Here is an 11572-nt window from a genome sequence, read left to right on the forward strand (position 1 = left end):
CGTCCTCAGAGGTCGATCCCGACGTCGCGCATCAGGTCGACGGTCGGCTGCAGGTTCGACAGCTGCGAGAGGTCGAGATCCGACGGCGGGTTGAGCTCGTCGATCGGCGGGAGGTTCCCGATCGGGTCGACCTCGGGGACCATCGGATACTCGAACGTCTGGCGCGCGAAGTAGTCCTGGGCCTGCGCCGACAGCAGGTGGCGGACGAAGTTCTGCGCCAGGTCGGGCGAGTCGGTAGTGTCGACGACCGCCGCGCCGGCGACGTTGAACACCGAGCCTGCGTCGCCCTGCGTGAACGTCGTGGCGATCGGGGCGTTCGAGGAGCCGTCGAGCACGCGCTGGATGTAGTAGTGATTGGTGAACCCGGCGTCGAGCTCGCCGTCGGCGATCGCCTCGCAGACCGCGAGCTCGTTGGGGTACCGCTGGATGCCGTTCTCCTGGATCCCTTCGAGCCACTCGCGGGTCGCCTCCTCGCCTTCGAGCAGCCGCATCGCAGTCACGAACGCCTGGCAGGAGCCGTATCCGGGCGCCCAGCCGAGCTGGCCCTCGAAGTCGGTGTAGGCGTCGATGCTCGTCGGCAGGTCGCTCGCGGAGTACGCGTTGGTGTTGTACGGGATCGATCGCGCGCGCCCGGAGGTGCCGATCCACTGGTCGGTCCGGAACTCCGGGGGCACCATCTCGGCGACGTCGCTCGCGAGCGAGCGGGTCCGCCCGGCGTCCGCGAGCGCGCCGAGCGCACCCGAGTTGACGGAGTAGAACACGTCCGCGGGGGAGCCGCTCCCCTCGTTTCGGATCTGGTTGACGAGATCGGTCGAGCCCTGATAGCGCGGCGTCGCCTCGAAGTCGTCGTAGAAGTCGTTGATCGCCTCGATGAGCGGGCCGACGAGGAACTCGTTGCGCCCGGAGTAGATCGTCAGCTCGCCCTCGAGATCGGGCATCTCGCTCATCGGCATCCCGGAGAGCTCGCGCCCCGTGCGTCCGGAGCCGATCTGTTCGAGCTCGTAGGTGTACTCGTCGTCCTCTTCGTCGTCGCCGCCGAGCAGGTCCATACAGCCTGCTAGTCCGGCGGCGCCGAACGCGGCCGTTCCGGCCAGGAACGCTCGGCGGTGCCGTCGTCCGTTCGTGTTGTCGTCTTGGCTCATGGTTTTAGGTTCGCCTAAATGCACTTGTATCCGTCGTTTCAATCGTCAGCGGGCGCGGGGGCGCGCCGCTCGATCGCGTCGAGACAGTCCAGCCAGTCGAGCATGTACTCGCCGCAGTACTCGAAGAACTCGCCGTTCTGGTACTCGTCGAACTCGCCGGACGCCAGCGCCTCGGCGATCGACTCGGCCACGTCCGCGTAGTTGTCGGCGTCCGCGCCGGCGTCGTCGACCACTTCCCAGAAGTGCTCGTTGAGCTCCAGTCCGGCGACCTCGTTGTGCAGGTCGTCGAACGTCGAGCGGGGCGCCTTGTTGTGCTCGCACAGCGGCCCGCCGTTGTAGATCTGCGTGCCCAGCACGTCGCAGGCCCGCTTGAGCACGACGCCGCTCCAGATGTCGTCGAACCGGCCGACGTCCCAGGGGTTGTCGTCCATCGGGAACTGGTAGAACGCGGGGATCACCTCGCGCTCGAACGCGAGATTCATCGAGCAGACCGTGAGGTAGTTGCCCTCGGCTGCGACGAAGTCCTCGCCGAAGTCGTCCCGCTCGGTGCGGGTCTGGGCTTGGCCCTGCAGGTCGCCGTCCATCAGGATCCGCACCGCGTCCAGGTCCGGCACGTTCGTCCACAGCCCCTGCGAGGCGACGACGTCGCCCGCCTCAGCGCGCTCGGTCTCGACTGTCTCGTCCATCGCCGAGTAGGGGTACCCGCGCGGGTACAGGCCGTGCTCGTCGACGTTGTCGTACAGCACGTTCACCCACTGCTCGTCCGAGGCGACGGTCTCGATCTCACCCTCGTGGGCGAGGTTCTCCATGTGGCCGCCGAAGAAGTCGTCTTCGGGATGGGGGAGCGTGTCGTCGTCGATGAAGAACCCGTACTCGAACTCGGGGTGCGCCCACATGTACAGCAGGCCGAAGCTCGTCTCGGCGTGACTGGCCGCGGGCACGACGTGCTCGTACTCCTTGACGCCGTGTTCCTCGTACCACTCCGCGCGACGGCTGCCGTCGAACACTTCGCCCGAGACGCCCTCTTCTTCTAACATCGCCTCCATCTCGTCGGTGTCACAGAAGTCCTCCGTGACCAGCACGACGTGGAGCCGCGACAGGTCGAACCCGTGCTCCCGGGCGTTCTCGAAGTACGATCGCATGCAGTCGTACTCCCGGATCGTCGGGACCACGACGCAGATGTCTGCTGTCATCTCGTTCGACTAGTTTTAGGCCAACCTAAAAACACTGTCGGTGTCAGTCCGCCGACTCCGCGTCCGGGTCGGGACCGGCGTCTCGAACGACGTCACCGGTCTCGCCGTTCGCGGCGGCCTCGGACAGCGAGACGTTCAGCGAGACGACGGCGAGCGCCCCGCCGGCCAGCGTGACGACGTTTTTCAGCGCGTGGTCGACGATCGCGGCCGCCAGCGCGAGGCTCGCCCCGACCGGCGTCAACCCGACGACCAGTCCCGTGAACGCGGCCTCGTACAGGCCGATCCCGCCCTGCGATAGCGGAAGCACTTTCGCGAGATTGCCGACGCTGACCGCCAGCGTGCCGACGACGATTAGCACCGTGGCGTCGAGCTCGGCGCCCAGCGCGGCGAGCACGAGCACGGCCGTTACAACGTCGGCGCTCCAGACGAGCAGGCTGCCGAGTCCGATCGCGACGATCGCCCGCGGGCTTCGCGCCACGACGGCGACGTCCGCGAGGAACTCCGCGGCGGCGTCGATCGCGCGCTCGACGAACGGATGGCTCGCTGCGCGCTCGCGGAGCCCCGGAGCGATCTCGGCGCCACTGCGCGAGAGCGCGAGCGCGGCGACCGCAGCCGAGACCGCCGCGGCGCCGACGCCGCCGGCGACCGTCAGCGCTCGCTCTCCGCCGGCCATCTCGCCGGCGATCGTCCACGGCGTCGCCTCGCCCAGCGCCGCCAGCGCGAGGATCGACCCGCCGGCGAGCGCCGCGACGGTCACGAGGTCGAACGCGCGCTCGACCGCCAGCGAGGCGAAGCCCGCGGGGTAAGGTACGTCTTTGCGTGCGCGCATCAGATGGGCGCGGACGGCGTCGCCGGCCCGCGCGGGGATCGCGAGGTTTGCGGTCTGGCTGGCGAACACCGCCATCGTGAGAAATCCGGTGCCGGCGCGGTGGCCCATCGCATCGAGCACGTCGGCGTAGCGCCGCCCGCGCAGCGGCCACGACGCCGCGTAGACGCCGACCGCCAGCGCCAGCATCCGGGGATTCGCACCGGCGATCTCGGCGCCGATCCGATCCACGTCGAACGCGCGCGCCGCCAGCACGAGGCCGACGACGACGATCGCGGTGCCCGCGATCGTCATCCGCCGCTGGGTGAGCAGGCCGGTCGACGCCGACGCGTCGCGGTCGTCCATGCTCCCACGTGTCCGCTGCTAATATTTAAGCCCACCTAAAACTGGCACGGTCGGGTGGGAGGGGACGTATCTCTCCGGATCTTTCCTTCGAGATATTTCAGGTCAGCTCGGCGATCAGCTCCCGCGCGGAGCGCCGGACGGCCGCGTCGCTCGACAGTTCGGGCTCCCACCCCAGCGCGGCGAGCTTCTCGATCGACAGGCGCATCTTCGGCACGTCGCCGGTCCACCCGCGGTCGCCGCCGGTGTACTCGTAGTCGGGATCGAGGTCCATCTCGTCGGCGACGATGGCGGCGATCCGGTCGACCGACGTCGTGGTTCTGGTGCCGAGGTTGTACGTGTTGACGGGCTGGTCGCCGTTCGCGACGACGTGGATCATCGCGTCGACGCAGTCGGTGACGTGCATGTAGGATTTCTCCTGTCGGCCGTCGCCGAGGATCGTCAGCGTCTCGGGATCGTCCCGCAGCTTCTCGACGAAGTCGGGGATCACGGCGCCGCGCAGTCCCGGCCCGACGATGTTGGCGAAGCGGAACGTCCACACGGTAAAATCGTGGCTGTGGGCCTGCACCGAGAGCAGCCCCTCGTCGGCGAGCTTGCTCGTCCCGTAGGCGCTGATCGGCTCGAGGGGCGCGTAGTCTTCCGGCGTCGGCCGGGGCGCCTCGCCGTACACCGTCGAGGAAGAGGTGTAGGCGATCCGGTCGACGCCCGCCTCGGCCATCGCTTCGAGCAGGTTCGTCGTCATCCGGGTGTTGTCGTGGAACTGCTGGTGCGGGTCGTCGACGTTGACCACCTTCGACGCCGCGAGGTGGACGACGAGGTCGACGTCATCGGTGAGGACGCCGTCCAGTGCGTCGGGGTCGGTGAGGTCCGCCTCGACGAACTCGGCGTCGTCGGGGACTCGGTCTCGGGTGCTGTTCGAGAGGTTGTCGACGACGACGACGTCGTTGCCGTCGGCCAGCAGGCGATCGACCAGGTGCGTGCCGATGAAGCCGGCCCCGCCCGTCACGAGGACCCGCTCGTCCGTGATCGTCATACCTCGGGAGTTTTCGGTCAGGGAAATAACGGTTCCGGAGCGGGGTCGTGGAGGTCTATTCCAATTTCAGTAGTGATCTGCAGTCAGAGAATCGGATACTACACCACGTCAAAATGTTCCACTTTCGATTATGTCTGTTGTCTATCCGAATGAGTAATCGCGAGGATATACGAGAGGAACTCATCGAGATTGATGCTGACGACTTCGCTGCGGATCTATGGGATCGCCGGGGCTACGAAGTCGAGGAGACGGACGGCCAGCGTGCGGTGTTCAAAGCAACGAACGGTGGCGGATTCCTCCGGTCCTCAACGACCGAACTGGTCGAACCAATCTACCGGGGAGTGACAAGGTGAACAAGTCGGACGAGAACAGCGTCCTCGAATACCGCTTTGACGACGACGTCGACAAGATCGTGGTAATCACGACGACGGAGTACACCGAGGATGCGCGAAAACAGGGGAAACGGGAGGAAGTCGAGGTGCTCAACGGAGAGGAACTGGTAGAGTTGATTGACGACGAGAATGCTCGGCGAGTCTTGAACAAGTACACATCATCGGGTTCGATTCTGAAAGGGCTTTTCTGGCTCACGGTGGTTCTTCCGCTGAAAATAGTCTGGTTCTTCATCGCACTCCCTTTTAAACTTCTTTGCGGGTCTAAGAACAGTGATTAATCTAGCTCATAGCTCTCTCGACACTGACCCGCCTCACGATGCTGATGAACAATAGAGGAATGGATCCGTGTGCGTTCTTCTGTTGCTGACAATTTTTATGTATTGAACCTACTATTCCATGCTATGGATCAAAGAGCGATAGATTCTAGCTCTGAGCCTCTTCAAAAGCTCGTGAACTATATTTCTGAGCATTACTCAAGTGATGTCTACTCAGGGTTCAATACGCCTCCTGTAGCATACTTTTTAGATAAGTTTGGAAGTGAGAAGGCCATAGAATTTCTTAGTAATTGGCCCTCTGACGATGTACACCGTGGACCGATCGTATTTGAGGGTGCTCCTCAAGCAACGTTATATGCAAAATTAGTCGCCAAGCATCGTGATCTTCAGGCTGATTCAACCTTCGTAGATCTTAAGTCTAGAATTGAATCAGCACAAACCAAGCACGGAGGGTTGACGATCGCAGACACGGACATTGGGCCATTATGGATTCTAGTACAACAGGAAGATGTGGATGATAACGTGATCCGTGAGGGAATTGAATTCTTCCTCTCGGAAGTGGTCCCAGACAAGGATCGTCTTAGAACAAGGAGATTAGCTCTTGGTATTCTTGTACTTAGTAAATATGACTATTTCCGATACTCGGATGAAATAAATAAGTTATCTGAGGAACTATATGAGAGAGCCAAACAAGAGCTGGGTGAACCAGGGGAAGGACCCATATGGAGGTTCAGGGGAACCAAGCCATGGTTAATTCTATTAGCATTGAATCGTTCTGAGGTTTCGTACGAGGATTTCATGCAGGACTTGGTAGACGATATTATCCAGGGCCAGAATGAAGATGGCTCCTTCTTTGACCAGGATAGTCTGATGTTCAATGCTACGGTAGGACTCACTCTTATCGCAGCTGGCCAGGGTCCTAAAATCCCAAAACAGGATCTCGCATGGGAACGAGATCTACATCGGCAAGAAATTGAGGCCAAACGACCCGATTTCGTACGGACAGTTCCAATTGATCCTTCTGCATCTTATGCTGCAGAGATTCAGGATAGTGCAGAAGGTATAATCAGTGAAGTGAGCGACATTCTGAGGGTGAATTCATTATATATTGATATGCTCTTTGACGACATTATTGATCAAATTAAGACTACTCCTGAGTTAGAGGTACGTGTTCTAACCCGTGGTCGGAATGTCAAAGGAAATAGAAAGAGGATAAAGAAGGACGTTCTCAATGATCTCATTGAAGCCACTGAGGGTGGTGTAAGAGAACATCACCGCGTACATTCAAGATTAGTAATCGGTGACCAGGATGAAGTAGTAGTTTCATCGGCTGACTTAACAAGAGATCAACTCCGTGATCAGTTTAATGCAGGATTCTATACACGAGATCCAGACTCAGTTCAGGAGGCAATAGATTATTTTGACCAGGTCTGGGAAGAGGCTGAAAACGTACAAATCGGCTGATTCTATTACCTGTTCTGCAATGGTTGAATCGACTTTTGTATATTATCTATTTCAGACCCACTACTATAGGGTAGTAAAAATAATTGACAGCCATGATCACAGTTAGATATCAAATACCTGCAGCTTCTGATAGCTTTTCAAGCTCCTGATTGAGATCTGAAAAGTACTGACGGAAGGTACTTTCTGTGTCTCTATTAAAGTCCTCTACGCTATCACGGTATGGGTCATTAAATTCACCTCTAATTTCCCTTTTGTACCGGCGCTCATATAATTCAAGTTCTCCGATCGCATCAAACACTGACTGGATCTCTTCATCCAGATCCTGCGCATAGAGATGGGTATTCTCTCGGAGTGCGTCTTTGAGCCCCTCAATATTGAACGCGTGAAATGGGTGTGGCGCCTCGTCTCGTTTCCGGTCCTCGATCTGCTTTTCGAAGACGCTATTAAACCGGTCGATCTCCAACTCCAGTTTCCTGATCGCCTGCTGTCTCCTGTCCCGTTCTACATACAACGACTCCAGTAATTGCCGAGTCATTGTATGCTTCCCCTCATTGCTTCGAACGTAATAGGCCGCATCAGCTGTTGCAACGGGCTTCCGTGTCGCCTCAAATACCCTCACCGGGAGAATGATTCGTTTACCACCCTCACCGTATTCAATCTCTGCTCCGACTTCTGTTTTGACTGGGGGAGTCGTTTTGTGCACCAGTTGACTAACTATCCGCCCAGTCTCCATATTTGGCCTTTCAAACGGGGCTGGCTGAACGTCGTCGTTTATTCCAAAGACAATGACCCCTCCACCCGCGTTGGCAAACGCTGTAAATTCCCGTTCTAAGTTCGATCTCCACTCCGATTTCGATTTTTCGTTCCCGTTGTCTGGATACTGGAGATGATGTTTGTACTCTATATGTTGATTCTCCTCGTGATTCGATTGTTCGAGGGCTTCGATGGTCTCCTTCGACCACTCGGAAACAGATTCGGGGTACGGGGAGTCAGGCATAACTAATTCCTCTAATACAGAGAACAAAAACCCTGTGTCACACCTATTGGTGACGTGGGAAAAGTTGATACTTCGTTAGAATATTCTGGTTGTCATGGGACTACTAGATTCACTGCTTGGATCGCCAAAAGTAGTAGACGAAGACGCCGAAGACGAAGAGCCGACTATTGATATTTCTCGTGAAGATTATGATATTGCGTACCCGGTAGCAGTTCGCCGATCTCGACTGCAGGAATTTCGACGACTCATCCAAACGGAACGGGACACTCCCCTAATTGAAGGCCCAATGGCTGACACGATGAAAGAGGCGCTCAATGACGCTTGGCAAAACACGATGCCCAACGATCAGACGTGGGAGGAAGGTATCGAAGAAACTCGGGATAACGCTGAGGATCTTATTGAAGAGTGGCTTGAGCATACATCAGGAGACTTAAATGTTATCTTCGTTCCTGTCGGTGCAACTCGACGTCTTCGGGCATTTCTTGTCTCATGTGAAGCACGAGATGACAATGAGAAGGATTCATTCACGCTCCCAGAGGAATCCGCTGAAGCGGTTTCCCTTCTGAAGAAGCTTCAGAATGCTACTGACGAGAAGGATCCTGTCTTTGTTCACAGAGATCAGTACCCCTCATCGCTATGGAGAGATTACAACAATCAACCTTGGTAAGAAGGGGTCTCTCTTAGTGCACTTATTAGCCGTTATCAATATGACCGATGTTATTCAGAGATCCTCAGAGCTTTGATTTTTGCCTGATCTGAGAAGCTCAGTATCGATCAAGCGGCTCCATTCTAACCCGCTGTCTCAAAAGAGGATCCAGACACAGTGACCCCGCACAAGAAGATTCAATACTGGGACCACAGCCAGAGACTGGAGAAGTAATATGTTTGTTCACCAGAATGGTTTGATATGCCAGGAACTCCCACCGAGAGAACTCTCAAACGATTGGAGAATGGAAGTCGACTTGAACGACTTGCAGAAGATTTACTCTATCGAGAAGGATACCATGTTGATCCTACTGGTACAAGAGGCACTGACGGTGGACGGGACTCAATTTTAACAAGGGACGATGATACTGGTATTCTCCATTGTAGTATCTCTCAAAGCTGGGAACAGAAAGTGAAGAATGATGCAGAGAGTGCCGCAGATCGCCCCGAATCGTTCGAGTTTTTCATCTTTGGAACTACTCAAAATCCCGCAGCAACCAAGCGTGACCGAGTAGAAGAAGAGCTTCGAGAAGAGTACGGTTGGAAGGCGACAATCCTTGACTTTGAGCGGCTTAGAAACCGATTAGTAGGAAACCCCCGAAATCACGACTTAGCCAAAGAACATCTCGACACTGACCCTGGGCGTGCTCACGTTGACATCTCCGAATCAGTTCTCCAAGACCTGAGGGAGCAGTATGAAGCGATACAGGATGCCGAGGAGAGGGAAGCAAACAGATTAGTTGAATCCCTGGTCGCAGATATATTTGAAAAGACCATACCAGATGTTAATGTCAGGAAGAGCCAGTTTTTTGGCTCAACTGGCGTTTACGAGTTCATCTTAACGAATAACTCCTCTAGGTACCCTTGGCGGGGGATGGGAGAATTCGTGTTCGCCGATTGCAAATGGCGTCACCAGTCAGTTGGCGTTGATAGTTTGCGCTCAATGATTCGAAAAGCAGAATCAATTCACCCAGAATGCTCCGGGTGTGTGATCTTCTCCAAAGAGGGGGTCACTGACCGGGGTGAGCAACTGATCCGGTGGGAGTTTGCGCAAGGTACCTATGTCCTGGTTTTCGATGAGGCAGACCTTCGTGAAATCCTTGAGGAGGGGTACACCGACGAAGTATTAGAACAGATTGCAGACTCAATGTGGCTATAATACGTGATGGCCGATGTTGTTCAGGTTGAGAGTATGGCTCCTTGGTAGAACTCGCTGACCTTCAGACGATTTCAAGGTCGAATTTTCCCCCGAAAGAACCACATGAGCCGGTTCACAATGAACTGGAGATTCGATTTCTTGCACATTGTGAGCCCGATCACCGTCAAGCCTAATACCGGATAGAAGTCCACGTCCCACTTCTTCCACAACTCCGACGCGAACCCCGAGAACCACCCTGAATAGCGGCCCGATCACGGCCCACCCGAAATGTTATCCGTCACACTTGGTACAGCAATTGCGACATGGAAATCGAGCGCAACGCGGGTCACCACTCGTATCGGTGCTGGCTGACGACCGACGAGTACGAGCGCCTTCGGAACGCCGCAGAAGGCTACCGCGACGACCTGATCGTCCGCCTCGGCGGCGAGGTCGGTCTCCGGAGCTTCGAGATCCCGCAGCTCCGGCCGGAGCACGTCCGACGGACCAGCGACGGCGAGCACTACCGCCTCCGGGTCCCCCGCGGCAAGGACACTTCCGGCGAGGGCGGGAAGCCGCGGAACGCCTACCTGCCGCGCGAGGTTGAGCGGGCGATCCACCTCTACAGCAACAGCGAGGAGATCGCCGACGACGAGCCGCTGATCGAGCTGACGCCGCGGAGCGTCCAGCGCGTTGTGATCAGGACGGCCGATCGCATCGCCGACGAGACTGGTAACCCGGACTGGTGGAAGGTCAGCAGTCGCGATCTCCGATGCTACTTCGCGCACTAGTTGCTCGTAGTGAGTGTTCTCCCGTGCACGCTCTACTACTCAAAAAACGACCACAGAGAAGTGGGCCAACGCGGATTTGAAGTAGAGAAGTCGCAGCGCGAGCGGAGCGAGCGACCGTCTTCGCGTGGTTCAAATCCGCTCGGGTGTACTTTTCGCTCCTCACGTCCGTTCGTCGCCGAAAAGTGGGCCAACGCGGATTTGAACCGCGAACCTCCCGGTTATCAGCCGAGCGCTCAACCTGATTGAGCTATTGGCCCGCGACGCAATTTCGGATAGTGGGCACTTGCCTTTAAGCGTTTCCTTCTCGTAGCCGAACGAACCCTGTCATCAGGTGACGCCCTCGTGCGATTATCGCGTCGCCGCGATCGCACGCGAGGCGAAAACCCGCTACTGGTCGGTCGAGCGCCCGTCGCGCTCGTCGTCGTCGAACTCCACGTCGTAGGCGTCGCTCCCGAGGTCGTACACGTCGCCGGCGCCGTCGGTCGCCTGGCCGCCCTGCTGCCCTCCGGCCTGGCTTCCGCTCTGCCCGGCGCCGTCGTCGCCGGGGAACCCGAACGTGTACACCTTGCCGGAGGCGAACCCGCCGGTCTTCTTGTCGAGGTACGGCGTCACGACGAACTTCTTGGCGAGCTTGCGCACCACGATCCGCGAGGGCGGGAGCACCAGCAGGAAGCCGACCGCGTCGGTGACCAGCCCCGGCGTGAGCAGGAACGCGCCCGCCGCGATCAGGAGCCCGCCGTCGAGCAGCTCGTCGGTCGGCGGGCGCCCCTCGCCCAGCGCCCGCTGTATCTTGCGCATCGTCCGGCGCCCCTCAGCGCGGACGAACAGCATCCCGATCAGCGCGGTCAGCACGACCAGCGCGACGATCAGCACCGGGTTGAACTGGAACCCGAGCCACACCAGCACGATGGCGTCGAGCAGCGGGATGAGCAACAGCAGCGCCAGGATCCGCTTGAACATGCTGCCTAGTAGCGGGTCGGGCCGGATAACGCTTAACATCGGTGTGGGATGGCTGGGAAACTGGCGGGGTTGCTCTCTTGTGGCCGGATCGAATGTCTCCGAGACTGTCTGAACGGTACTCGTTGTTTCAGACGCTAGGAACGCCTCGAAAGCCCTCGGCCCGCTCCTAGCGACTGGGACAGCGACTGACGATAACACGACGAAAGCCCTCGGCCCGCTCGACGGTTCTCGCCCGGATATCCTCACTTCGTTCGGATAGGGCCGGACGAGAACCGTCGACCGACCCTCGCCCTTTCAGTCCGCCAGGGGCAGCACCG

At 58.2% G+C, this 11572-nt stretch carries 12 protein-coding genes and 1 tRNA gene; 6 read left to right on the forward strand and 7 right to left on the reverse strand.

Features of this window, described 5'->3' with window-relative positions:
* Positions 1-5: 5 nt before the first annotated feature.
* The 4 genes from ABDZ81_RS07980 to ABDZ81_RS07995 all read right to left on the reverse strand — a co-directional run bounded on the left by ABDZ81_RS07980 (position 6) and on the right by ABDZ81_RS07995 (position 4536).
* Positions 6-1142: an iron ABC transporter substrate-binding protein gene (locus ABDZ81_RS07980; RefSeq protein WP_343773433.1), complete on the reverse strand. Its 1137-nt coding sequence runs from the start codon at positions 1140-1142 to the stop codon at positions 6-8.
* Between the two features lie 38 nt (positions 1143-1180).
* Positions 1181-2335 (reverse strand): alpha-1 4-glucan-protein synthase, encoded by a 1155-nt coding sequence (locus ABDZ81_RS07985; protein WP_343773434.1) that lies wholly within the window; start codon positions 2333-2335, stop codon positions 1181-1183.
* Between the two features lie 43 nt (positions 2336-2378).
* The gene (locus ABDZ81_RS07990; protein WP_343773435.1) at positions 2379-3506 is read right to left on the reverse strand and encodes a lysylphosphatidylglycerol synthase transmembrane domain-containing protein; all 1128 of its coding nucleotides are present in this window, start codon (positions 3504-3506) and stop codon (positions 2379-2381) included.
* 97 nt (positions 3507-3603) lie between these two features.
* Positions 3604-4536, reverse strand: a complete 933-nt coding sequence (locus ABDZ81_RS07995) for an NAD-dependent epimerase/dehydratase family protein (protein ID WP_343773436.1) — start codon at positions 4534-4536, stop codon at positions 3604-3606.
* A gap of 149 nt (positions 4537-4685) precedes the next feature.
* Between ABDZ81_RS07995 and ABDZ81_RS08000 the strand changes: the two genes are divergently transcribed.
* The 3 genes from ABDZ81_RS08000 to ABDZ81_RS08010 all read left to right on the forward strand — a co-directional run bounded on the left by ABDZ81_RS08000 (position 4686) and on the right by ABDZ81_RS08010 (position 6667).
* Complete coding sequence (locus ABDZ81_RS08000) at positions 4686-4889, forward strand: hypothetical protein (RefSeq protein ID WP_343773437.1); 204 nt, start codon at positions 4686-4688, stop codon at positions 4887-4889.
* On the forward strand, positions 4886-5206 hold the full coding sequence (locus ABDZ81_RS08005) for a restriction endonuclease (RefSeq protein ID WP_343773438.1): 321 nt from the start codon (positions 4886-4888) through the stop codon (positions 5204-5206). The genes ABDZ81_RS08000 and ABDZ81_RS08005 overlap by 4 nt, the downstream gene beginning before the upstream one ends.
* 123 nt (positions 5207-5329) lie before the next feature.
* The gene (locus tag ABDZ81_RS08010) at positions 5330-6667 is read left to right on the forward strand and encodes a phospholipase D-like domain-containing protein (RefSeq protein ID WP_343773439.1); all 1338 of its coding nucleotides are present in this window, start codon (positions 5330-5332) and stop codon (positions 6665-6667) included.
* Positions 6668-6776: 109 nt separating this feature from the next.
* Here ABDZ81_RS08010 and ABDZ81_RS08015 read toward each other — a convergent pair whose 3' ends face one another.
* Positions 6777-7664 (reverse strand): AlbA family DNA-binding domain-containing protein, encoded by an 888-nt coding sequence (locus tag ABDZ81_RS08015; protein ID WP_343773440.1) that lies wholly within the window; start codon positions 7662-7664, stop codon positions 6777-6779.
* Between the two features lie 94 nt (positions 7665-7758).
* On the opposite strand from ABDZ81_RS08015, the gene ABDZ81_RS08020 reads away from it, so the two are divergent.
* The 3 genes from ABDZ81_RS08020 to ABDZ81_RS08030 all read left to right on the forward strand — a co-directional run bounded on the left by ABDZ81_RS08020 (position 7759) and on the right by ABDZ81_RS08030 (position 10295).
* On the forward strand, positions 7759-8331 hold the full coding sequence (locus tag ABDZ81_RS08020; protein WP_343773441.1) for a hypothetical protein: 573 nt from the start codon (positions 7759-7761) through the stop codon (positions 8329-8331).
* Between the two features lie 240 nt (positions 8332-8571).
* Positions 8572-9528, forward strand: a complete 957-nt coding sequence (locus ABDZ81_RS08025; protein ID WP_343773442.1) for a hypothetical protein — start codon at positions 8572-8574, stop codon at positions 9526-9528.
* 302 nt (positions 9529-9830) lie between these two features.
* Entirely contained in the window at positions 9831-10295 is a 465-nt protein-coding gene (locus ABDZ81_RS08030) for a site-specific integrase (protein ID WP_343773443.1), read from the forward strand.
* Positions 10296-10478: 183 nt separating this feature from the next.
* On the opposite strand, the gene ABDZ81_RS08035 is transcribed toward ABDZ81_RS08030, so the two are convergent.
* Positions 10479-10552: transfer RNA gene (locus ABDZ81_RS08035), tRNA-Ile, on the reverse strand.
* 130 nt (positions 10553-10682) lie between these two features.
* Positions 10683-11255, reverse strand: a complete 573-nt coding sequence (locus tag ABDZ81_RS08040; RefSeq protein WP_343773444.1) for an FxsA family protein — start codon at positions 11253-11255, stop codon at positions 10683-10685.
* Between the last annotated feature and the right edge of the window lie 317 nt (positions 11256-11572).

This window comes from Natronoarchaeum mannanilyticum, assembly GCF_039522665.1.
GTDB lineage: Archaea > Halobacteriota > Halobacteria > Halobacteriales > Natronoarchaeaceae > Natronoarchaeum > Natronoarchaeum mannanilyticum.